Annotated in this window: 20 protein-coding genes; 9 read left to right on the forward strand and 11 right to left on the reverse strand. The window is 56.4% G+C overall.

Features of this window, described 5'->3' with window-relative positions:
* Window position 1: 1 nt before the first annotated feature.
* Together LA5095_RS24750 and LA5095_RS24755 are read right to left on the reverse strand one after the other, a co-directional pair.
* A complete protein-coding gene (locus LA5095_RS24750; protein WP_055119958.1) occupies window positions 2-709 on the reverse strand; it encodes an ABC transporter ATP-binding protein in 708 nt (235 codons plus the stop codon).
* The gene (locus LA5095_RS24755; protein WP_055119960.1) at window positions 706-1,476 is read right to left on the reverse strand and encodes an ABC transporter ATP-binding protein; all 771 of its coding nucleotides are present in this window, start codon (window positions 1,474-1,476) and stop codon (window positions 706-708) included. Before LA5095_RS24755 ends, LA5095_RS24750 begins: the two co-directional genes overlap by 4 nt.
* A gap of 626 nt (window positions 1,477-2,102) precedes the next feature.
* Between LA5095_RS24755 and LA5095_RS24760 the strand changes: the two genes are divergently transcribed.
* Entirely contained in the window at window positions 2,103-4,142 is a 2,040-nt protein-coding gene (locus tag LA5095_RS24760; protein ID WP_055119962.1) for a putative bifunctional diguanylate cyclase/phosphodiesterase, read from the forward strand.
* Here the strand turns inward: LA5095_RS24760 and kynU are convergent.
* A complete protein-coding gene (gene kynU, locus LA5095_RS24765) occupies window positions 4,135-5,355 on the reverse strand; it encodes a kynureninase (RefSeq protein WP_055119964.1) in 1,221 nt (406 codons plus the stop codon). The genes LA5095_RS24760 and kynU overlap by 8 nt on opposite strands.
* Window positions 5,356-5,641: 286 nt before the next feature.
* Here kynU and LA5095_RS24770 point away from each other — a divergent pair, with 286 nt between their 5' ends.
* The 7 genes from LA5095_RS24770 (at window position 5,642) to LA5095_RS24800 (ending at window position 13,717) form a co-directional block, all read left to right on the forward strand.
* The gene (locus LA5095_RS24770; protein WP_055119966.1) at window positions 5,642-7,036 is read left to right on the forward strand and encodes an L-serine ammonia-lyase; all 1,395 of its coding nucleotides are present in this window, start codon (window positions 5,642-5,644) and stop codon (window positions 7,034-7,036) included.
* Window positions 7,037-7,151: 115 nt separating this feature from the next.
* The gene (aspT, locus tag LA5095_RS24775; protein WP_055119968.1) at window positions 7,152-8,861 is read left to right on the forward strand and encodes an aspartate-alanine antiporter; all 1,710 of its coding nucleotides are present in this window, start codon (window positions 7,152-7,154) and stop codon (window positions 8,859-8,861) included.
* Between the two features lie 19 nt (window positions 8,862-8,880).
* Complete coding sequence (locus LA5095_RS24780) at window positions 8,881-10,476, forward strand: bifunctional aspartate transaminase/aspartate 4-decarboxylase (protein WP_055119969.1); 1,596 nt, start codon at window positions 8,881-8,883, stop codon at window positions 10,474-10,476.
* Between the two features lie 141 nt (window positions 10,477-10,617).
* Window positions 10,618-11,022 carry an MAPEG family protein gene (locus LA5095_RS24785; RefSeq protein ID WP_104702420.1) on the forward strand — a complete coding sequence of 135 codons (405 nt, stop codon included), beginning with the start codon at window positions 10,618-10,620 and terminating at the stop codon, window positions 11,020-11,022.
* A 204-nt stretch (window positions 11,023-11,226) separates the two neighbouring features.
* Entirely contained in the window at window positions 11,227-11,868 is a 642-nt protein-coding gene (locus LA5095_RS24790) for a helix-turn-helix transcriptional regulator (protein WP_055119973.1), read from the forward strand.
* The gene (locus LA5095_RS24795; protein WP_199485850.1) at window positions 11,865-13,079 is read left to right on the forward strand and encodes an aminotransferase class I/II-fold pyridoxal phosphate-dependent enzyme; all 1,215 of its coding nucleotides are present in this window, start codon (window positions 11,865-11,867) and stop codon (window positions 13,077-13,079) included. Before LA5095_RS24790 ends, LA5095_RS24795 begins: the two co-directional genes overlap by 4 nt.
* A 26-nt stretch (window positions 13,080-13,105) precedes the next feature.
* A complete protein-coding gene (locus LA5095_RS24800) occupies window positions 13,106-13,717 on the forward strand; it encodes a pyridoxamine 5'-phosphate oxidase family protein (RefSeq protein ID WP_055119974.1) in 612 nt (203 codons plus the stop codon).
* Between the two features lie 44 nt (window positions 13,718-13,761).
* On the opposite strand, the gene LA5095_RS24805 is transcribed toward LA5095_RS24800, so the two are convergent.
* From LA5095_RS24805 to LA5095_RS24825, 4 genes are all read right to left on the reverse strand, one after another.
* Window positions 13,762-14,379 (reverse strand): GntR family transcriptional regulator, encoded by a 618-nt coding sequence (locus LA5095_RS24805; protein ID WP_029062244.1) that lies wholly within the window; start codon window positions 14,377-14,379, stop codon window positions 13,762-13,764.
* A gap of 79 nt (window positions 14,380-14,458) precedes the next feature.
* Window positions 14,459-15,466, reverse strand: coding sequence for a YncE family protein (locus tag LA5095_RS24810; RefSeq protein WP_055119976.1), 1,008 nt, complete (start codon window positions 15,464-15,466; stop codon window positions 14,459-14,461).
* 711 nt (window positions 15,467-16,177) lie between these two features.
* Window positions 16,178-17,293: an anhydro-N-acetylmuramic acid kinase gene (locus LA5095_RS24820; RefSeq protein ID WP_055119979.1), complete on the reverse strand. Its 1,116-nt coding sequence runs from the start codon at window positions 17,291-17,293 to the stop codon at window positions 16,178-16,180.
* Entirely contained in the window at window positions 17,290-18,642 is a 1,353-nt protein-coding gene (locus tag LA5095_RS24825) for an aspartate aminotransferase family protein (RefSeq protein WP_055119981.1), read from the reverse strand. Before LA5095_RS24825 ends, LA5095_RS24820 begins: the two co-directional genes overlap by 4 nt.
* Before the next feature lie 461 nt (window positions 18,643-19,103).
* On the opposite strand from LA5095_RS24825, the gene LA5095_RS24830 reads away from it, so the two are divergent.
* Window positions 19,104-20,129 carry an AraC family transcriptional regulator gene (locus tag LA5095_RS24830; RefSeq protein ID WP_055119983.1) on the forward strand — a complete coding sequence of 342 codons (1,026 nt, stop codon included), beginning with the start codon at window positions 19,104-19,106 and terminating at the stop codon, window positions 20,127-20,129.
* A gap of 57 nt (window positions 20,130-20,186) precedes the next feature.
* Here the strand turns inward: LA5095_RS24830 and LA5095_RS24835 are convergent, their stop codons facing one another.
* The 4 genes from LA5095_RS24835 to LA5095_RS24850 are packed head-to-tail and all read right to left on the reverse strand — an operon-like array spanning window position 20,187 to window position 23,547.
* Complete coding sequence (locus LA5095_RS24835) at window positions 20,187-21,461, reverse strand: carbohydrate porin (protein ID WP_055119985.1); 1,275 nt, start codon at window positions 21,459-21,461, stop codon at window positions 20,187-20,189.
* Window positions 21,462-21,470: 9 nt separating this feature from the next.
* The gene (locus LA5095_RS24840; protein ID WP_235808900.1) at window positions 21,471-22,235 is read right to left on the reverse strand and encodes a DUF3299 domain-containing protein; all 765 of its coding nucleotides are present in this window, start codon (window positions 22,233-22,235) and stop codon (window positions 21,471-21,473) included.
* Between the two features lie 30 nt (window positions 22,236-22,265).
* Window positions 22,266-23,090: a hypothetical protein gene (locus LA5095_RS24845; protein WP_055119989.1), complete on the reverse strand. Its 825-nt coding sequence runs from the start codon at window positions 23,088-23,090 to the stop codon at window positions 22,266-22,268.
* A gap of 28 nt (window positions 23,091-23,118) precedes the next feature.
* The gene (locus tag LA5095_RS24850) at window positions 23,119-23,547 is read right to left on the reverse strand and encodes a putative quinol monooxygenase (protein ID WP_055119991.1); all 429 of its coding nucleotides are present in this window, start codon (window positions 23,545-23,547) and stop codon (window positions 23,119-23,121) included.
* Between the last annotated feature and the right edge of the window lie 26 nt (window positions 23,548-23,573).

Consider the following 23,573-nt stretch of genomic DNA (forward strand, 5'->3'; position numbering starts at 1 on the left):
ATCACCCACCCAGAAACATTTCGGCGACTTCACGGTCAGCCAGAAGGTCCGCACCAGTGCCTTCGTGACGGTTCTTGCCTGCCGCCAGCACATACCCTCTGTCAGCAAAGGCCAGCGCCTGTTTGGCATGTTGTTCGACAAGAAGAATGGCAACGCCCGTGTCGCGCACATCACGGCAGATCTGGAAAATCTGCTCCATGTATTTCGGCGACAGACCGGCTGTCGGTTCGTCCAGCAGGAGAAGCTTGGGATCGAGCATCAATGCCCGCCCCATGGCGACCATCTGGCGCTGTCCGCCGGACAGACTGCCTGCCATGGTCTTGCGTCGTTCCTTGAGATCCGGAAACAGCGTGTAGACCCGGTCATAGGCTGCCGACAAATCGCCAGTCTTCAGGAAACCGCCCATTTCGAGGTTCTCGTGAATAGACATTTCCCGGAAGATATTGTCGACCTGAGGCACGTAACAAATCCCGCGCTGAACGATGCGGTTCGGTACCCAGCCAGTGATGTCATCCTCGTCAAACAGCATCTTGCCGCCGCGGATTGTAAGAAGACCGAAAACCGACTTCATCGCCGTTGATTTCCCGGCACCGTTCGGACCGACAATCACGACAATCTCGTCCTGGGCCACGGTCAACGACACGTCCTGGAGAATGTCGGCTTCGCCGTATCCACCCGTCAGGTTCTCCATCGAAAGAAGCGCACTCATGCTGCATCTCCCGTTGTCTCGCCGAGATAGGCTTCAAGCACCTGCGGATCGGAGCGGACTGCCTGGAAATCGCCTTCGATCAGCACCTTGCCTTCCGCCATACAAACGACCGGATCGCAAAGCTTTTCGATCATCTCCATGTCGTGTTCGATCAAGATAAAGGTGTAGCCGCGTTCCTTGTTGAGAATCTCGATCTTGGTTTCGAGTTTTCGCAACAATGTCCGGTTCACACCGGCGGCCGGTTCGTCCAGCAGTACCAGTCTGGCGTCGGTCATCATCGTCCGGCCGAGCTCGAGAAGCTTCTTCTGACCTCCGGAAAGATTGCCGGCGCGCTCGTGGGCGACATGCGTCAATTCCAGAAACTCGAGCGTCTCGTAAGCCTTGCTCTCCACGTCTCTTTCCGTGGACCTGACGCGGCTCCAGGCAACCCAGTTGGCAAACAGACTTTCACCTGGTTGCGAGGGCGGCACCATCATCAGGTTTTCCAGCGCGGTCAGCTTGTGAAACTCGTGCGGGATCTGGAACGTACGGACGAGACCCTTGTGAAACAGCTGATGACTGGCAAGGCCCGTCACGTCCTCACCCAGAAAACGAATGGCGCCGCTCGTTGGCGTCAAAGCCCCTGCAATCAGGTTGAAGAGCGTTGTTTTCCCTGCCCCGTTGGGCCCAATCAAGCCAGTTATACTGTTTTCTTCGACGCGGAACGTGCAGCCGTTGACTGCCCGGAACCCCCCAAAATCCATTTCGAGCTGATCAAGCTCAAGCATTCATGCTCCTCGCCGCCCCCCAAGCGGTCTTTCTTATTGCGTTTTGGCCGTGCCCCGCCTTTTTAGACTTGTAGAAGCAGACATTTGATGTCTGTCCCTCACGGCATCCTGACCTTCTAACTTTATTGGCAGAGCAATCAACCGATAATCACCCGCTTCCACCGCAGAAAGGGCAAGATTTTCCAGAATTCGCCGATCACGGAAACATCCAGTTCCCGACATAGGCAATTTTCCTGAGGAATTGCTGCGGCCAAGGCCTGCAGTGAGCGCAAGTATTCTGCGGAAAGTACCAGGCAATGTGCCGAGCATGAGAGAATCTTGACGGTGTTGGTCGCGTTTAGTTGAAAGGCCTGTCGAATGACTTGAATCCGACAGCAACATCTACGTATAAATTACAATACACCTTTCACTTATCCTCAAAGAATTCAATTTGAAACAATATAATAAATACTGCCGCAGGAATTCTTGACTAGAGTTCGGTGAGACTAATGCCATGTTGCACCGGCTCCTTGCGCGAGACAAAAACCGATCGCAAGCCTGCCGACATCAGAGCCTGACAAAGGCCGTGACCAAACTTGGAGGGGAAACTGTCGAGCCGATCAGAATTGTCATTGGACATCGACGACATGACATTCCTCGACCCCGTCAACGTGGCCGACGGCAAAGTCGACGCGAACCTCATCCTGCAACTTTATGACAGACTCGATACAGCGGTCTGGATATTTGATTTCGACCACAAGAGATACTTGTGGGCCAATCGCAAGACCCTGGAAATCACCGAAGCAGACAGTCTGGAAGAACTGCAATCACGGGATCTCGGCGCCGATATGTCGCCGGCAGTGGAGCAACGCCTGCGTCAGTACCAACAGGACTTCTGCAAGGGTGATGTCAGCTTTTCGGAAATCTGGACGCTCTATCCAAAGGGCAAGCCCAAGGTCCTGCAAATCGAAATGAGCGGTGTGCAGCTGCGCGATGGCCGTATGGCTTTGCTGTGCGAAGGCCGCGAGCATCACGAACAGCAGCCCGAAACGTTGCGAAGTGCGGAAGCCCTGTTGCACACGACGGTGATGATCGCGCTTTTTTCCAAAGACGGAAGTCCGCTCTACCGCAATACTGCCTCCCGGGCGTCCTGCATCACTCTGGAAACCCGCTTTCCCGACCAGTTTGTCCGCGAGGAGGATGTGAAGGACATATTTGATCTGGTCGAGCAGGAGCGAACGCTGAAATTCGTCGCGCATGTGAAAACGAGTTTGGGCTTCAAATGGCATGAACTCACCATTCGCGCATGCCATGACGCGGTTTCAGGACAACCGGCCTATCTCGTCAGCGAGATCGATGTCACAGAATTGCATGAAACCAAGGAGCGGGCACAGTATCTCGCGAGCCATGACACGCTGACCGGCCTGTCCAACCGGACCTTCCTGCAGGAACGGCTGACCCATATCCTGAATACGGCGGATACGAAGAACCAGACTGCAACGCTTTACCTGTTCGATCTGGACGATTTCAAGCTTGTGAATGATTCACTTGGCCACGCGGCTGGCGACGTGCTGTTGCAGCTGGTTGCCGAAGAATTGAAAGCAATCGCCGGCCCGGAAGATATCGTTGCACGGCTCGGCGGTGACGAGTTTCTGATTTGCCACCTCGAAAAACCGGGTTCGGTGGATCCGGACTGGTTCGGCCGTTCGCTTCTGCGCTCCTTTGCCAAACCCCAGGTTCTTGAGGGCAAGCGAAGGCAGGTCGGCCTCAGTATCGGTTACGCACATTATCCGGACGATGGACGCGACATAGACCAGCTCATGCGGCACGCGGATCTCGCCCTCTACCAGGCGAAATCAGATCCTTCCGCGAAGTGTGTCAGGTTCCGCGACCGTATGCGACGTTTGCGAGATGAACACCGCGCCATCAAGAAGGACCTTGAACGCGCACTGCAGAAGAACGAGTTCATCCTCTACTATCAGCCAATTGCGTGCACCCGCACCGACAAGGTGGTGTCCGGAGAAGCCCTGCTGCGCTGGCAACACCCGGAACGTGGCATGGTCGGACCGGATGATTTCATAAAGATTGCCGAAGACGCCGGGCTTATCGATGAAATCGGTACCTGGGTTGCCGAACAGGTCGCACACCTGCAGCACCGCCTTCACAATCTGCAATATGCAGTTCCACTCGCTTTGAATGTCTCACCGCGGCAACTCTCCGATTCCTCATTCCTGAGCCTGATGCAATCGCTGCCCCTGGCAACAGGCTGTGACCCGTCCGACATTTCGCTGGAAATCACGGAGTCCGTGATTTTGGGAGATATTCCGAACGCGCGCGAAACGCTGACGGCGCTCAAACATTGCGGTTATCAAATCGTCATCGATGACTTCGGCACCGGTTACTCCAACCTAGCCTACCTCCACAACTACCCGATCGACGGAATCAAGATCGACCGGATGTTCATGGAAGACATCGGCACGGGCGGGGAAATCGTCAAACTGATCCTGTCGCTGGCAAATGCACTCGATGCAGGTGTCGTTGCAGAAGGTGTTGAGACGATCGAGCAGCGATCCTGGCTGTCGCAAAACGGCTGCAACCGCTACCAGGGCTACCTCTATTCAAGACCTGTCCCCGAAGAACGTTTCCTGTCCATGCTAGAAACGCAGTCGCAGATCGCTGCTATGTGACCTTGGCACGTGTCTTGAACTCAGGTCGATCCCAGCTGCCCGTATCCAGAATGTCCGCAAGAATTGCGACCGCGTCGACGATATCCTGATGTGACAGATAGAGCGGCGCGAACCCGAAGCGCATAACATCCGGCGCCCGGAAATCACCGATAACACCGCGTGCAATCAGGGCCTGCATAACCGCGTACCCCTCACCGAACCGGAATGACACCTGGCTGCCGCGTTCAGACGGACTACGGGGGCTTGCAAGTGTCAGCTGCGGGCATCTGGCCTCGACCTCTGCGATGAAAAGTTCGCTCAGGGATATCGATTTGGCGCGTATGTCGGCCATGTCGACATCCTCAAAGATGTCCAGCGCAGCGTGGAGACTTGAAAGAGCCAGAATGGCCGGCGTGCCGACGGTCATGCACGCGATGCCGGACACCGGGCGATAATCGAGGTCGAAAGCGAACGGGGCTTCGTGCCCCATCCAGCCCGTCAAAGGAGATGAAACCTTGTCCAGATGGTCCGGTGAAACATACAGAAAGGCGGGTGCGCCAGGACCACCGTTCAGATACTTGTAACCACATCCGATTGCGAAATCCGCCTTGGCTCCCAACAGGTCAACTTCGATCGCACCAGCCGAATGTGCAAGGTCCCAAATCGCTATGGCGCCGGCATCATGGGCCTTCCGGGTCAGGTCGTTCATGTCGTGCACCCGTCCGGTCCGGTAGTCGACCTGGGTCAGCATCATCGCAGCAACCTGGTCATCCAGCATCGCTTCGACCTCTTCCGGCGCAACGATTTTCAGCTCGTGTCCTTTCGCCAGGAGATCCTTGAGTCCTGCGGCAACATAGAGATCCGTGGGGAAGTTTCCGCTGTCCGACAGTATGACTTTCCGTTCCGGACGAAGAGACAGTGCCGCCGAGAGGACCTTGAAGACATTGACCGATGTACTGTCACAGGCGACGACGGTGCCATTCGGCGCGCCGATCAACCGACCAATCCGATCACCGGTGCGCAAAGGCAGATCGAACCAGCTGTGGCTGTTCCATGCCCTGATCAGACTGGTGCCCCATTGCTCCGTCACCACGTCGGCAACGCGTCCCGGGACATGTTTCGGCAGAACCCCGAGTGAATTGCCGTCTAGATAGATGACGCCCTCAGGCAGATGAAATGCATCTTTCTTGTGTCTCAAGTTGTCGTTCTGATCGGACGGATGCTGCGAAGTCATTGATTGCTCGTCATTGGCTGGCCTGCGGGGGCTGGCCTGCGGGGGCTGGCCAGCGGGGGCTGGCCTGCGGGAAAGAGGCCGCACGCTATCAAAGGCCAATCCCGCAAACAACTATATCTGTATTCCATTTCTTGGGATCAGAGTTCCTGTTGGCCGGCAGCAAAACCCGCGATGTCGCAATCAGCACATAATTGCCCGTTCGGGCGCCGGACCTCATCGTGCCGTCTGCTAGCTTTGCCTCAAGGCCGATCCGGTCAGCAACCATTGGAAATGTGGTCCAATTCAGATGTTCATAAGCGTCTTCGACATATTCAAGATCGGAATCGGCCCTTCAAGCTCGCACACCGTCGGCCCCATGGTCGCAGTTCACCGGTACCTCGACAGGATAAGAGGGCTTGCCGGAGCGGAACAGGGCGCTGCCCGCATTACCATCACGCTACACGGTTCGCTTGCTTTTACCGGCAAAGGTCACGCAACCGACAAGGCGGTATGCCTCAGTCTGCTGGGGGCGCAACCGGATACGCTCGACCCCGACCGGGTAGAGCCGATGCTGGCTTCCCTGCAGACCGAGAAAAGGCTCAATATCCCCGGACTTCCGGAGATGGCATTCAACCCTGACGAAGACGTCTTATTCGACTACGGGCCGCCACTGGCGCTGCATGCCAATGGCATGACCTTTCAACTTCACGATGCGGGTGGATCACTGATCGACACGATCATTTACTATTCGATCGGCGGCGGTTTCGTTGTCAGCGAGGCGGAACTGCGCAAGACCACCAACGAACCCGTCAATGAATTGACCACGCAAAACGTCCCCTTTCCGTTTTCTTCCGCCAAACAGATGCTTGAAATGGGAGCCGAAGCGGCTCTTTCCATCGCCGAAATGAAGCTTGAGAACGAGTGCAGCGACAGATCACGCGAGGACGTGGAAACAGGCATCGACAAACTCTGGTCTGCCATGGATTCCTGTATCAACCGCGGCATCACCCAGGCCGGCATCCTGCCAGGTGGACTAAAGGTCAAGCGCCGAGCCGCGGACATTTACCAGCAGCTCATTCGCGAGGGCCGCAGCAATCCGCTGTTTGAACACAACGTCGTTGACTGGCTCGGCGTCTATGCGATGGCCGTCAACGAGGAAAATGCCGCCGGTGGCCGGGTTGTCACTGCCCCAACGAATGGCGCGGCAGGCGTCATACCGGCGGTGACCCGCTATTATCTCGACCATTGCGCCGGAGCAGATCAGGCGGGAGTTCGCATCTTTCTTCTGACTGCTGCCGCCGTCGGCGGCATCATCAAGGCAAACGCCTCGATTTCGGGCGCAGAAGTCGGTTGTCAGGGTGAAGTCGGCTCCGCTTCCGCCATGGCGGCCGCCGGTCTTTGCGCCGCGCTCGGCGGCACGAACGAGCAGATCGAAAACGCTGCAGAAATCGCCCTGGAGCATCATCTCGGCATGACTTGCGATCCAATCGCCGGACTTGTTCAGGTTCCGTGTATCGAACGGAATGCACTTGGGGCTGTGAAGGCGGTAACCGCCGCGTCCCTGGCCCTTCGCGGCGACGGGTCCCACTTCGTCCCCCTTGACGGCTGCATCGAAACCATGCGGCAGACCGGCATGGATATGATGGAGCAGTACAAGGAAACCTCGCAAGGTGGACTCGCCGTCAATATTGTTGAGTGCTAACACACTGATAAAATTTACAATTTCTTGAAAACAGATTGCCTGATCGCGAAAAAGAGACAATAGTCGTCTCCCAGGTTGCCGCAGCTATCCATTGCGTCGATCGCGGGAGGACAAGATGGAACTCTTGAAATGGCTGGCGACACAGTCGTCGCTGGTGTTTTTGTTCGTTGCCGTTGCTCTTGGCTATTTCGCCGGCAAGCTGAAAATCGGAAATTTCGTTCTGGGCGGCATCGCCGGAACGCTCATCATGGGTGTTATCCTTGGGCAGGTAGGTGTCACGATCGATTCCGCGGTCAAGGATATCTTCTTCGCGCTCTTCATCTACGCAGTCGGCTATCAGGGTGGGCCCCAGTTCTTCCGCGCCCTGTCACTCAAGTCGCTCAATCAGCTGCTATCGGCAGCCGTCATGTGCATTCTCGGACTGTTCACAGTGCTCGCCTTTGCCTGGGGTTTCGGTCTGGACCGCGGAACGGCCGCGGGTCTTGCCGCAGGCGCACTGACGCAGTCTGCAATCATCGGCACGGCCGGCGAGACCATACAGAAACTCAGCGTCTCTGCGGACCTGAAGCAGATCATGGAGACCAACATCGCGGTCGGATACGCGGTCTGCTACATCTTCGGGTCGATTGGCCCGATCATCATGGTCACGTGGTTTTTCCCCACCGTCATGCGCTGGGATATCCGGAAGGAAGCACTCAGGCTCGCCGAGAAGATGTCAGGTGGCTCGGCCGAGCTCGAGCCGGGCCAGTTCAACGCGGCGCGCCGCATCGACACACGCTTTTACCAATTGAGCGACGGAAGTGAATGGCTCGGCAGATCAGCCAAAGACCTGGACGCCTCCATCGATGAAGTCGCGGTCGAAGCCGTTCTGCGTGCAGGCAGGGAAATTGACCTTGATACCGCGGAGGTTCTTCAATCTGACGATGTTGTCGCGATGACCGGCCTGGTTTCGTCGCTCGACAGCCCAGCCATGAACTGGGCGACTGAGACACAGGCACCGGACGGATATCATCTTGTGCTGGAGAACCGCCACATTGTCCTGACCAACCCTGACTATGCCGGCAACAAGCTGCAGGGCATCCATGATCACACCAGATCCAATGCCCTTCGAGATGTTTTTGTTACCGGCGTCAACAGGATGGGAAGGGAGTTGCCGCTGCTGCCGGATCTCGAGATCCACAAGGGCGATGAACTGCAATTGACCGGCAGTCCGCGCGACCTGAACCTGGTCCAGAAATCAATCGGCTATCCGATCAGCGCGGCAGCGGTCACGGACTTTATCTTCTTCGGCCTCGGCATGACGCTGGGCCTGCTTCTGGGTCTGATCGAATTCAGGATCGGCGGCGTTCCTGTCTCTGTTGGCAGCGGCGGCGGGTGCCTGCTGTCCGGTCTCCTGTTCGGCTGGCTGAGGAGCACTCATCCGCGTTTTGCCGCGTTGCCGACGGGCGCCGTCAATTTCCTGAGAGATTTCGGACTTGCCGTTTTTGTCGGAGTTGTCGGGATCAGTGCCGGTCCGCAGGTTCTGACAACACTGCAGGAACAGGGCATCAGCCTGTTCCTGTTCGGAATCGGTGTTACGCTCATTCCCCAGTTTTTCGGGTTCTTCTTTTCCTACTACGTCCTGCGAATCCAGAACCCGATCGAAGCACTTGCCTGTGTTGCCGGCGGCCGCAGTGCCAATCCGGCCTTTGCGGCTCTTCTGGGCAAGGCTGAAAACGCGACACCGGTGGTCACATTCACTGTGACATATGCGGTCGCCAACGTGTTGCTGACCCTTTGGGGGCCGCTGATTGTCGGTCTCGTCACGACAAATCCGGCTCAATGAACGCCCCGGGAGAATTCAGATGAATACTCAAGACTATTCGAAGTTCCAGGAACTCAGCCCGTTCGAGCTGAAGGACAAGCTTATTGAAATCGCTGCCTCGGCGTCGGAGCGGATGATGCTGAATGCAGGGCGTGGCAATCCCAATTTCCTGGCAACGCACCCGCGCCGCGCCTTTCTGCGTCTCGGCGACTTCTCGGTCGAGGAAGCCGAGCGGTCCTATTCCTATCTCGACAGCGGTTTCGGCGGACTTCCCGACAAAGAAGGAATGCTGTTGCGTTTCGAAAACTTCATTCACCGCCACGAAGACCGCGATGGCACCACCTTTCTGAGAGCGGCTCTTTCCTATGCAAAGGACCAACTCGGTATTCACAGGCATGAGTTGCTGCATGAAATGGTGGCAGGGTTTCTCGGCTGCAATTACCCGGTGCCGCCGCGGATGCTGACGCACGCGGAAAAAATCGTCGGCGCTTATCTCGGCAAGGAGATGTTCGGCAGCGAGCCGCAACAAGGCCCGTTTTCCGTCTTTGCGACGGAAGGCGGCACGGCGGCGATGACCTATATCTTCCAGACCCTGAAAGCCAACGGGCTGGTCAAGCAGGGGGACAAGGTGGCACTCGGCACGCCGATCTTTTCGCCTTATCTGGAAATCCCGCCATTGCCCGAATACGACATGCCGGTCGTCGATATCCGAATGGAGGAAGGGGCTGACTGGCAGTTCAGCGACGCGGAACTGGCAAAACTGGAAGATCCTGACATCAAGATCTTCTGCATCGTGAATCCGAGCAACCCACCCTCGGTAAAACTGTCTCCGGACGACCTCGACCGGGTGGCTGCGGTGATCAATGAAAAACGTCCGGACCTGTTCGTCGTCACCGATGATGTCTACGGCACATTTGCCGACGACTTCGTTTCTCTGTTCGCCAAGTGCCCGCGCAACACACTGTGTGTTTATTCGTTCTCAAAATATTTCGGCGCGACCGGTTGGCGCCTTGGCGTGATTGCGCTCCACGAAGACAATGTGTTCGACACGGCGCTCACCGCACTTTCTGAAGACACAAAGAAAGAGCTCGACTGGCGTTACTCCTCACTGACGACCGCCCCCCGCGAAATCAGGTTCATCGACAGGCTGGTTGCCGACAGCCGCGCCGTGGCGCTCAACCACACGGCAGGGTCTTCGACACCGCAGCAAATTCAGATGATGCTGTTCGCGCTTGCTGGGCTGCTGGATCGCGACGACCGTTACAAGAACGCTGCCAAGAGCCTGATCCGCAAGCGGTTCAATACGCTTGAACTGAACATGGGCGTGAAACCTCATCGCGAGCCGGAAGATGTCAACTACTACACGCTGATCAATCTCCAGCACCTGAGCGGACGGCTTTACGGCGATGCTTTCGCCGATTGGTTCGTGGCCAACAAGAAGGGTTACGATTTCCTGTTCCGGCTGGCCGAGGAAACCAGCGTCGTCCTGCTTCCGGGGAAGGGTTTTGAAGTGGTCGATGCCTCGGCGCGGGTGTCCCTGGCAAACCTGACCGAAGCAGAGTATGCGAAGATCGGTGCCTTCGCACGCAAGGTCATTTCGGAGTATCACGACGAATACGCCGGGCAACAGGGCTGATAACGGCGCCGGAAACTCCATTGCGGAACCTGATTACAGAACACGCTGAACCGGGCCAGCCGGAGCAGCGTGTCTTTTTTTGTCCTTATTCGCACTTCCGGTCATACTCATCACCGATGCGCCTGAATGCTGGAGGGAACCTTGACCATCATAACCACGCCGCTTGTCGCGAGCCTGCTCGCGCTGCTTTATCTGGTTCTGAGCGTCCGCGTAATCGGCGCGCGCAATAGCGAACGCATCAGTCTCGGCGACAGGGGAAACGACATTTTGTTGCGGCGGATGCGCGTCCACGCCAATTTTGCAGAATATACACCGCTTTCCCTGCTGCTTCTGCTGATGCTGGAGCTGATGGGTGGCGCTCACTGGCTGCTTTACGGGCTGGGTCTTTTCCTGGTCGTGGGACGGACAGTCCATGCCTATGGAGTCGGTAGCGACCCGGAGCCGATGAATTTCCGTGTCGTCGGAATGGTGTTGACCTTCGTCGTGATCGGCACGGCGGCCCTCGCGAACCTGGTGCTTGCAACCAATGCACTTCTGATCGGTTAAGCTCCTGGTTCCTCAGAATTGCTGCTGCCGGGTCTTGTCGGCATGCGCAACAGGCGTGCAACCTTTCGACAAGGCGAATTCGTTTGGGCTGAACTTTCCCTTCCTCGCCAAACGGCGGGGGCCTGCTGTCGAGGCTTGCTAAACCCGGTTCCCTCCTGATTCCGGAAATTGGACATAAAGTCCAATTTCGGATATAATATCTAAATGAACTCTCTCCAGGACCTCAAAAGCTTCGAGCCGGTATGCAAGGCAATTTCGCTGATGTTTCCCGAGATGGTCGAAGTCGTGCTTCACGATCTCAAGACAAACAGAGTTGCGCATATCGAAAACGGATTTTCCAAACGCGTCGTTGGGGATGATTCCCTGATTGAAACAGAAAATTACGCATCCGAATTGCGACCGGACGGGACGATCGGGCCCTACCGGAAATCCAGCCCTGACGGATCACGCATCAAATCCATTTCTGCGATCATTCGAGATGACGCGGGAGTACCGATCGCGCTTTTGTGCCTAAACCTCAAGACCGGTGATCTGGAGGCTGTCACAGGTCTTCTCGGAAAACTGACGCAGCTGGAGGACGAAAGCGCGGGCAAGTCCATCCTCAGGAACGACTGGCGTGAGCTGGCAAATGCGGTGATCGAAGACGCGCTCAAGGAAATGAAGGTCTCATCCAACCAGACACGCAAGGCTGAGCGTCTCGAAATCATCGGAAGATTGCTTCGGGCTGATGTCCTGTCTGCAAGAGGGTCTGGAGAGTATGTCGCAGAAGCGCTCGGTGTTTCCCGCGCAAGCTTCTACGCAATGCTTCGCGAAGTCAGGAACAGCGAAAAGGACAGTTCGAAATGAACCTGAAGGTGACAGCCCCGCGCAACATGAGAGACTTTGGCCTGGAAGTCTTTTTTTCGAAATGGGAATTCACCGCCAGGCACCATATGACGGCCTCGGACCTGGAAAGCATGTCGCTTTCCGATCTGCTGGCCATGGCTTCGAATGAAGACCGGAAAGCATTCGAGGAGCTATGGCTGGGTTACACCGAGACCTGGGGGGCTCCCCAGTTACGTCGGGAGATTTCGAGCACCTATGATCAAATACCGGCAGACAACATCCTTTGCATGGCGGGCGCTGGCGAGGGCCTGTTTGCCATACCGAATGTGCTGCTGACGCGTGACGATCACGCCATCGTGCCGACACCCAACTACCAGGGAGCGGAAACGATCCCGCTTTCAATTTGCGAGGTAACCGGGCTTCCCATGGTTTATTCATCGCCCTCCGGCATTGGGTCAGGCGCTGAAAAAGGCGGGTGGCGCATCGATATTGGCCAATTGCGAGATGCGATCAGACCGAACACCAAACTGATTTCCCTGAATTTTCCACACAACCCGACAGGCACACTCATGAACAGTAATGACCTGGCAGACCTCGTCTCGATTGCCAGAGAAAGTGGCATCTACATACTTGCCGACGAGGTTTACAGGGGCGTTGAGCTGGATCCGATAGATCGCATGCCGCAGATTGCAGACGTCTATGAACGCGGTGTTTCCCTCAATGTAGTGTCAAAGGCTTATGGATTGCCCGGGCTCCGAATTGGCTGGATTGCGTCGCAGGACCGAGCGTTTCTCCAAAGGGTTGAACGGTTCAAGCATTATCTTTCCATATGCAATTCAGGACCCGCCGAGATACTTGCGCTGATCGCGCTCAAGTCTCGGCACGAGATCCTTGCCCGCAATCGCGCAATCATGCTGGAAAACGTCCTGGCCCTGGAAAGGGTGTTCGACATGTTTCCAGGCCTGTTTGAATGGTTCCGGCCGCTGGGGGGTTGTGTTGCGTTTCCAAAATACTGCGGACCGGACGGAGCCGAAGCCTTTACCGGAAAGCTCATTGAAGAGAGCGGAGTGTTGCTTCTGCCGTCGTCGATCTATTCAAGTGACCTTAGCGAAACTCCGCAAAACCATTTCCGGATCGGTTTCGGCAGGAACCAGGTGTTCAAGGAGGGCCTTGCGGCCATGGCGGCGCATCTTGAAAAGCACTACCCTGACCACAAGGTTGCGCCCGACTGACATGCGCCTGTGCTGTCAGGTATCGCATGACGTTTCAAACAGGAGCACGTTTGCCGGATAATCTGAAAACAATCGAAAGAGACGCCTGGAAAGCCCTTGAGTCAGCCACGCTGGACCGAGATCTGCCCTATCGATACCTGACCCTGGCTTCCCTCGGCCGTTGCGACTTTCCGGAGGCACGGACTGTCGTGTTGCGGTCCGTTGATCGGGCCGGGCACAGGCTGGAATTCCATACAGACACACGCAGTCCGAAGTGGCAGGAGTTCCACCGGAACGGCAATGCCACGGTGCTTGGATATTCGAACAGAACGCGCGTGCAGTTGCGCCTGCGCGGCAGTATCCAGTTGTCGCATCCAGGGTCAGATCAAACGGAAATGGCCTGGAACCAGCTGTCATCGCAGACAAGGTCGACCTATGCCGGCGGACCGCCGGGTGACGAACTTCCGACCCGTCCGCTGGTTTCAAGCAAAAATGCCGAAGCAGAAGTGCATGCAACGGGCAAACAGTGTTTTGGCGTGCTTTTCTTCAAGGCGGCGTCTCTGGACTGGTGTCGGCTGGAGCGACAAAACAACCTGCGTGCTCGTTTCATATACGATGACAATGGTGATCTGGAATTATTGAACTGGATCGCGCCTTAACAGAGCGGACCTTCTTTCGTCCGGTCGCCTCGCACACCAGGCAATCAGATCTGTTGCAGCCGGGTCTTGTGGGCATGCGCGATGTGGGTTCTGGCTGCGGCCTCTGCGGCTTCGCTGTCTCCCCTGGCAATGGCGGCCACCACGGCTGCGTGCTCCTCCACTGCCGTTTCACGGCGTTCGGGCGTGTCCAGAGTTGTGCCCGCCATCAGGATCAGGGACAGGCGCAGGTGTTCGATCAGGTCGACAAGGTAGCGGTTGTGCGAGGCAAGGCAGAGGCGCCGGTGAAACTCCCTGTTGGAGCGCACCAGGCTGTCCTTGTCGGCAATGCGTTGCCTGTCCGCCCTGACCAGATCCTGCAGGATCTCGATTTCAGGCAGCGAGGCATGTTTGGCGGCAAGACCTGCTGCCGTTCCCTCCAGCATTTCGCGCATGAAATAGACTTCGTTGATCTGGCCATGGTCCAGCGTCGGAACCACCATGCCCCGGTTCGGCTCATGGACAGCAAGGCCCTGTGCCTCCAGGCGCTTTAGGCCTTCCCGGATCGGAGTTCGCGAGACGCCAAATTCCTCGGCGAGATCAGCCTCGCGCAGTCGATCTCCCGGTTTGAGCACCCGTTCTTCGATCAGACCGATCAGGCGTTTGTAGATTTCAGATCCGTTCATGCAATCTGGTTAGCGGCAAGAAGGACGTTGTGCAAGGGCGGGTCCGGGCAGGGCGTCTCGTGCCGCCCTGCCCGTGCCGTCAAACGCTGACCTTCATGTCACTGTAAGCAAGGCCGTCCGCGCCTTCATCCGTTTCGATGACCCGGATAACCGACCAGGACGACGTATCGATTTCTGCGACCCGCGCGCCATCCTGCGCACCGACAAACAGGGAATTGCCATCGGGTGAAAAGAGCAGCGATGCCGGCCCGTAGGCTCCGTGTGGTGCAAGATCGATTTCCGCCTTGACCTCCCGGTTTCCGCTTTCATAGACAACTACGCGATCACCGCGCAGATCGGCCACGGCAACCGCCTGGCCTTCGGGGTGAAACCGGACCCGGATCGGCAGGAAACCGGCTTCGATCACCTCCTGCCTCTCCATGGTTTGCGGATCGAACACGATGATCGTTTCGGACTGATTGTTTCCAACCCACAATTGATTGCCGTCGGGGCTGACATCGACAGCCTCGGGCCCGACATCCGTGTTTGCCGTGTGGGTGATTTTCATTGTCTCCGCATCAACTACCGAGACCTTGTCCGATCCCCGGCTGGTCACGTATGCCGTCGAGGAATCCGGTGACAGTGCAAGCAAATGCGTGCCGATCAGTCCCGGTTCGGCTTGCCCGGTGACTGTTCCTTTCACAACATCAACAGTAATGACGTCCCGCGTTTCCTCTGTTGTCACGATTACGCTGTCGGTATCTCCAAGCCACGCGATTCCATGCGGTGCCATGTGCGGCGAGATATCGATCGTCTTCAGATGTGCAGCAGTGGCAACATCGAAAACATTGAGCTCGCGGCCGATATAGCCGTCTTCGAGGTAGGAAACGACCACAACCTGCTCACCGTCCGGAGACAAGACCAGTTCATGAGGCGAGCCGCCTGTGACCGGCCGTTTCACCTCCTGACCCGATTCCAGATCAATGAAGCTGACGGTCCCCGCATATTTGTTGCCGACGATCAGCGTGGCCGCGCTTGCTGAGAGCGCCGTGCCGGCAACAAGACAAACCGTGGATGCTGTGGTGATGAGATATCTGGTAAATGACATTTTCTGCCTCCATTCCGTTTAAATCTTGGATAGACACCCCTTGTCTTCACCCGAAGAAGAAACGCCTTGAGAGACAGATGGTTATAAAACTACATTTCACAAAATTAAATTTGGTTAATAATAAATCGACTCTATACATTTCTCTATATTTAACACAATTAAAAATTCTACTTAAATTACTCTCTTTAAGATCAAAAAATTCTTATTCAAGTACTTTTTTTCATAAACATATTTTCGAACCGTGCTCATATTAATATTATACTTCGTGAAATTCAATAGAACTATCTTTTCAAATAGGTTTAAACAAATAATAGAAATTAAGATCATTGTTCATTATTATAAAATTCTCTTTATAACCGGAAGAACACCTCCAAAAAACAAGACGCTTACAACGACGTTGCTCCCAAGCACTAAAAACACCATACTAAAAAATCTGTTTCGTCCCTTCAAAGGAGGGCCTGATGGTGGATCTCCATCAAAGATTTCCATTGAGCCTTTTCTTATCTGGTCAAATTTCCAACCGTTCCTCGCATAGAATTTTACGTCTTTGTAAAATCTAAATAACAGAATTACATTATAAATAGAGAAACACAGGAAAAACAGAAACGTCACTATTTCTCTGTTACTCATACCACCACCCTAAAACAATAAAATTCACTACTCGCCAATTAAAAATAATACATTAAAACTCCGAGTATGTGAGTAATTTCACTATTTAGGTCTTTTTACTTCATTCTTATCCCAAGCATTCGGCAGAAACATTTTCCCTCCTGTGACCGGCGAACGCGCTCCAGTCGTTTCGGGAAATGTTGTCGGCAATCCGGCCTTCAGGCGGGCGCCCAAAAACGCCATGGCCTGAGCTTCAAGCGCATCGCCATCAATGCCGTAGTCGTCCGCAGACACGACATCGCCTGCAAGACGAACCCTGAGCGCCTGCATTAGAACCGGGTTGTGGCGACCGCCTCCGCAAACAAGCCACAGGCCGGGCTTTTGGGGCAAGAGCGTTTCCGCCTTCGCAATTGCCTCGGCAGTGAAAGTCAGCAGTGTTGCAGCTCCGTCCTCAAGGCTCATGCCCTCAACGAAGTCCGCGGAAAAACTGTAGCGGTCAAGCGACTTCGGTCCGGTTTCCGACAGGAACGGATGCTTCAACGCTTTGATCAGCCGCTCTTCGTCTGCCCGCCCCTTTGCCGAAATCACTCCACCGGCGTCATAGTCACCCGCGCCATGCACCCTGATCCAGTCATCCAGGAGAGCATTCCCCGGCCCGATATCAAAGGCAAGCAGATGGTCGCCGCTGATGAAGGTCAGGTTGGAGACACCTCCGATGTTCAGGAAGCAGAGCGGTTCCCTGTCCGTGCCGACCAGCGTTCTGGCGAGTGCCTGGTGATAAATCGGCACAAGCGGTGCACCTTCGCCTCCGGCTTCCATGTCGGCAAGCCGGACGTCACCAATGACCGGCAGACCGAGCACGGTGGCAAGCACCTGCGGGTCACCAAGCTGGACCGTTTCGCCTTTCTTCGGATCGTGCCAGACGGTCTGTCCGTGGAAGACGATCGCATCCGGTGTCAGGTGATGCTCCTGCAGGAAGTCTCCAATGGCAGCCGCATGATCCGCGGTCACTTCTTCGGCGATCTCCGGCCAGGTGTCCCGATTCTCACCCTTCCGGCCGGCAGCCTCAAGAACCAATCTTCGAGTATCGGAACGATAACCTGTCGTCGTAGCCGGACCGAAACGGCTGACCGTTTGGCCGTCCGTCTCGATTTCAGCCAGGTCAATGCCATCAGCGGAGGTTCCGCTGATGGTTCCGACAATCGACCAGCCCGTCATAGGCTGGCGGCCACCTTTTTCAGACTCTCCTCGGCGATATCGAACAGGTCGTTGACCTGCCCGTCCGTAATGATCAGTGGAGGACAGAAGGCCATGGCATCAAGCATGGCGCGCGAGATCAGGCCGTTTTCCTGAAAGGCGGCATTCGCGGCGGCGCCGAGCGACCCGGGCGTATCCGAATGCGCCGGGTGATGCAGCTCGGCCGCGCCGATCAGACCAATGCCGCGTGTCTCGACGACCAGAGGGTTGTCGGCAAGACCTGCCAGCCGTTTCTGGAAGGTCGGTGCGATCTCCCTGACATGCCCGACCAGGTCCCGTTCTTCGATGATTTTCAGATTCTCCAGCGCCACAGCTGCAGCAACCGGGTGCCCGCTGCCGGTATAGCCGTGTCCCAGAACACCGATCCGGTGGGACTCGTCTGCAATCGGTTCATACACCGTGTCGTTGATCAAAAGCGCAGAAATCGGCTGATAGGAAGATGACAGGGCTTTCGACAAGGTCATCATGTCCGGCTGCAAATTGTAAGTTTCAGTCCCGAACATGTTGCCGGTTCGTCCGAAACCGCAGATCACCTCGTCGGCAACAAAAAGAATGCCGTATTTCTTGAGGACCGGCTGAACCGCTTGCCAATACCCGTCCGGAGGCACGACAACGCCGCCGGCTCCCATGACCGGTTCGGCGAAGAATGCGGCGATGGTTTCGGGACCCTCAGCCAGGATCAGGTCCTCCAGATCCCGCGCGCAGCGTCTTGCAAATTCCGCCTCGCTCTCGCCGTCCTTCTTCATCGTGCGATAGTGCGGGCTGGTCGTATGCAGGATCTGCGGCAGCGGCAGGTCGAAGGACTTGTGGTTGTTCGGCAGGCCGGTCAGGCTGGCGGAGGCCACCGTCACGCCATGGTAACCGCGCATCCTGGAAATGATCTTCTTGCGTTCCGGCTGGCCAAGTGCGTTGGACCGGTACCAGATCAGCTTGATCGCCGTGTCGTTGGCCTCGGATCCGGAATTGGTGAAATAGACCTTCGACATCGGCACGGGCGCCATTTCAATCAGCTTCTCTGCAAGCTCGATGGATGGTCCGTGGGTCTTGAAGGTAAAGGTGTGATAATAGGGCAGCTTTTCCATCTGACGGGCGGCAGCTTCCACAAGACGTTTTTCACCGAAACCGACGGCAACGCTCCACAGGCCCGCCATGCCCTCGATGTAGCGCTTGCCACTCACGTCCTCGACATAGATGCCCTCGCCCTTGTCGATCACCAGCGAACCGGTTTGCTCCTGCTTGCGTGCATCCGCATAGGAGTGGAGCTGGAAAGCGACATCGCGGGCTTCGAGCGAATTCGGCAACTGCGCCATGAGACACCTCTTGTTGGAAAGCTTGCTGGATGGTTCGGCGGCAAGCTGGCTTTGAACAGCCCTGCACCGACAAAGCCACGCTAGTACCGCAAAACGACAAGCACAACGAGAAATTTCAGATAGGGGAGACAGCCGGTTTCGTGACGGCATTTGCTGTTGGTGCAAAAACAAAAAACCGCGCCGAAGCGCGGTCAAGGGGCTGACGGTTTGCCGTGGCCGGGAACCGCAGCCCGTTCACCGGATCCTGTGGGGAGCACAAGACCTGACAAACGACCGTTCAGCCAGAGTTCCCAGATATTCCGCAATGACGTGTTATTATTGTCGACGGTACCATCGCGCGGAATTTGCTTTTGTAGTGTGTCCGTCTGTTCGATATTTATTTATGCATTGATTGGTGGTTTCGATTGTCAGCGACAGCCAATATGCTGTCATTTGGTGCCAAATTGTTACGGGGGCCCATATTGAGCGAAGCCGAAGTTGATGCCGTATTGATCAGGGCTGCTGTCAAGATCATGGAACAACGTGGAGAAGATCACGAAGAAGCTCTTCACGCGACGGGACTTTCCCCTGCGGACCTGGAAGGTTTTGATCGCCGGGTCCCGCTCAGAAAATCCGACGCTTTCCTGGAACAGGCCGCGAAGCATCTGGATGATGACCTGTTCGGATTTAATGTCGGCAAGACCACTCCGACAGGTACCTTTGGTGTGATCGCCTATCTCGGCATTTCCTCAGCAACGCTGGAACAGGCCATCCTGAACCACGTCAAATACGTCAATATCTTTGTCGACAGTTACCGTCTCTCGCTTGCCAGGACAGGCAACACCGCCAAGCTTTCCTACCAGGAGGTGGATCGCAGCTCCTATTTCAAGAGACAGGCCAATGAGGCGGGAATGGCCGCGCTCTTGTCGAATTACCGGTACGGTACAGGCAGGATCCTGCGTCCGGCGGAAATTCATTTTCATCACCAGAGAGCCGAAGCACCCGCGGAAATGAAACTCTTTTTCGGGTGCCCCATTCATTTCGGCAGCGACATCCATGGCATCGTGTTTCACACAAAGGACCTTGAAACGCCTCTCGTGCATTCCGACAGGGATCTTCTTGAGCTGATGTCGAATGTCGCCGACAGGATGCTGGAAAAGCGACGCGCCGTTCCGAAGTCCTTTCTCGCCAATGTCGAATTTCACGTGATTGACGGCTTGTCGAAAGGCCAGAGCTCGGCAAGCCTGGTCGCAGGCAAACTGGGAATGACCGAACGTACTTTCGCAAGGCGGCTTGCCGACGAGAGCACAACCTTTTCGGAGGTCCTTGAGGATGTCAGACGCAATCTGTCGGAGGAGTATCTGCACAAGAGCGATCTCTCCTTGCCGGAAATCGCTTTCCTGCTGGGCTATTCGGATTCACCTGCGTTCATCCGCGCCTACAAACGCTGGTTCGGCGTTACCCCCGGAGCACGCGCGTCTGAAGTCAGACGCCTGAAAACAGGCTAGGTTTTCTGGCAGGCCCGCTGCGTCGTCTGCTTGCGGGATTGCGTTTCTTTCCAATCCTCACAATGCTACCCGTCCGCGCACTGAGAACACGCCCAGCAACTCGCTGGACGGGTCGGTTGCCGGATCAACGATCACCTGGACGTCTGGCGTCAGGGCGAACTGCGGCGTCAGTTGCATTCGATAAAACGCCTCCATGGCATATTGATTGTCGAGTGCGGAGTTCCAGGGGTCGCCCCAGCTCAGGCCAATGCCGATGACATCCGCGTCGTACCCGAAGACGTTTTCAAACCCAGCGCCGATACTTGCAAACTGCTTCAGCGTCGTCGCGCCGCCATTGGAGTAACCATAGCGGGCATAGGGCACGATATTGCCGAAGCCATTTTGCGCAGAAGCGGTAAAGCCCCAGCCTTCGGGGCGGCCGATCTTTTCCCGGGCATCGGAGTGCCAGACGGTCAGGTGGTAATCATCATTGCCGGGCCGGAAGTCCTTGCCCGGCTCCAGGCCGAAGACAAAGTCGGGGGCCCAGCCGACCTCTGCAATGGAAAAAAGTTCCCCGTCCTCGAACAAAGTGTCGAAGCCGGGCCGGATCGGCGAGCCGTTTGCATCGAACACGCCGCCGACGACATAGCCGCCATTGGTTAGCCTAGCCGCTGCACCGAAGCCGAGCGCGGAGGGTGGGAACGGGATCGTCGGGTTGAAATTCTGCGGCTGTCCGAGAAAGGCGACGCGCGGACTCTTGTACTTGTAATAGTCGAACACCGTGAAGGGCGCGATCTTGCCGATGCGGAGAAGCAAGCGGTCGCGGATCAGGTGCTGCTCATACCAAAGCTGTGACAGGGACGGGTCCTGTTCGCCATAGCCGATGGCGCCCGACCAGATCGACCCGGCAGCCGTTGCAACCGACTGCGGCGCGGTCGCGTTCAGAAGATTGAACCGGGTCTCGAACTTGCCGCCGATCAGGCCCTTCGGCCCGGCCCCATTTCTGCCGAACAGCTCCCAGGTGAAATCGAACTCGGCCTGCGCACCCGAACCTGTTTTCCATTGATTGTTGCTCGAAGCAGCTTGAAGAACCTGGGTGTAGGCAATGGAGAACTTGATCCCCGCGGCATCGTCAATGCTCTTCTTGAACGCACTCCATCTTTCAATGAAGGATTGGGAAACTGGTGGGTTGAGGCGACTTTCCTTCGGCGTGTTGGCGCTCTCGATGATGTTCGGAATGTCGTCGGCGCTGCGGAAACCATCATCGTCCCCGGCGTCTTGCGCAGAGGCTCCCTGACTCACCATCAAAAGCCCGGCGATTGCAAGCAGGCGGTATTGGCGCAATCTGGTCATCCTGCCCCGCTACTGAAAGGATCTGACATCCGTGGCATTGAGCGCATAGCTCGCCTGAACGCCGGTTGCCGCGCCATCATAAAAGAGAACATCGCTTTTGGTATCTTCCGCAGCCAATTCCCCTTCGATCCAGAAAGCACCGAAGATCGACGAAAAAGCTATCCCTTCCGGATACTTGACATGAACGATCTGGTTCGGAGGCGGGGTCGGTGTGTGCACGCATGCTCCCGCGACCGGCACAAACAGGAATTCCGTGACCGCCTGATCATTGAAAGTCAGAGGCACCACGTAACCGGGTAAGCGGATAGTGGTACCCAGGATGTCCGGATTCGCCCCACGTGCAATGCGTCCGTTGCGGGCAATGATCTTCCGGCGTTCGCGCATCAATGCTTCAACATCAATTTCATGCGCTTCGAGCAATGCGATTGCCGCCTCGTTTTCAGCGATGAACTCTTCCTCCGAGCGGGCACTGCGCTTGGATGTTCTCCACCGGACGTGTGTTCGCATGGCTTCCAGAAGCGGCTCCGGAAGGGATGCAAAGGGTGCCTCAAGCGACGTCGCGACCGGCCGCAGGTCGGTCCAGGCAAGTGTGTTGCCATTTGTCGTGCCGGCCGGAGCAGCAGGCGCTGCGGTTACCATGGATCTCGCGAAGGGAAGCGAACCGGACGGCGTTTGAAACGTGGAGACCCGGTCTCTCAAGCTTTCGGTTGAGCCAGCGACACCTGCCGTTGAAAACAAGGCTGCCGCGACACAGAAAAACGCCAGTACGAGCATCCGGGACACTTTGCTTCTCCGTTTCGCCATTTAAGGAAAGAACACGGACACGCCGAATTTGAATTGCGCGTCCGCACCGCCGTTCGGATGCGCGGCAAGCGCGTATCCGCCCAAATTGGCATCGACCGCATAGCCGCCGTCCAGAAGAAAGGTCTTGCCAACGGTCAGACCGACCGGCACCTGCCAGCGGTCACCGGCATTTGCCGTCCAGTTGTAAGTGATCGAATTATTGTAGCCGATATAGGAGCCGCCCAGGAATTCGGTATTGTAAAAGACGATCGGCTGGACCGTGGTCAGGTTGAAATTGTCCTCGCCCCAGTGGTGCCCGACGATGCCTCCATAGGAGAGATTTCCGGCAAATCCGAAAGCAACGGCCGCGAGACCGGCACCCCAGCCGGGACCTGCAACGGCGTCATCCGTGCGGCTTCTCAACGACACCTGTGGACCGAAACCGAACTTGATCGGCGCATTCTCGAGTTGCGGCACGACAAAGCCCTGGAGAACGATGTCGGAAAGGCCCCAGGTGTAGCCGCTGCCGCCGATCTGGTCCGGTCCGAGTTTGGGGAAGGCTGCGCCGTTATGGACGCCGACCACCGGGATGACGCCCCGCGCGATGAAGTTGAAGCCGTTTTCAGTCGGGATCGAATAGACCGGCTGAATCTGGAAGCCGTATCCGGTCTGCTCGTCTGCGGTCCCGAAAGCAATCGTGTTGTCGGTCATGATCGCGCGCACGTCCGCAAGCGGGTCCTGCGCATTGCGGAGCGCCTGGCACTCCGCGTCGCAGTCTTCGGCAAATGCCCTCGGCACCAAAAGGCTCATGAACACTGTTGCCACAAGCAATACAAACGGTTTCATTTGATCTTACCCCTGCAAATTACGAACTTCAGTCACCCAGGCTTCCCTGAGCGACGCCGCCGATCAACGCTCCAATCTCTGCTCCCATGGCTTCGAAGCCGGGGCGGCTACGCTCGCTGATGTCAGTCAGCGTGACAATTCTTTCGAATTCGGCAAGTTCGATCAGCTCCGGCAAAAACGGCTTGATCAACACCTGGTGGCGTTCGTGGGCGGCATCGTCGGTGTATCTCTCATAGCCGTAGACGGTCTCCCCTGTTCGTGCGAACTCGTAGATCAAAAGGCCTTCATCGGCCTTGGAGGCATCGAGCATTTTCTCGGCCAGTGCGTCAAAAGCGTCCTCGTTCGCCTGCGGAACCTTCAATATGACCAAGAAGGCGACATCAGCTCTCGCTGTCGTGCCGATCAAAACTGACAGGCACAACACCGTTGCGCATGTTTTCAGAAAACGAAGAACCACCTCAATTCCTCCTGAACAAAATCCGA

The sequence above is a fragment of the Roseibium album genome, from assembly GCF_001404515.1.
Taxonomy (GTDB): domain Bacteria; phylum Pseudomonadota; class Alphaproteobacteria; order Rhizobiales; family Stappiaceae; genus Roseibium; species Roseibium album.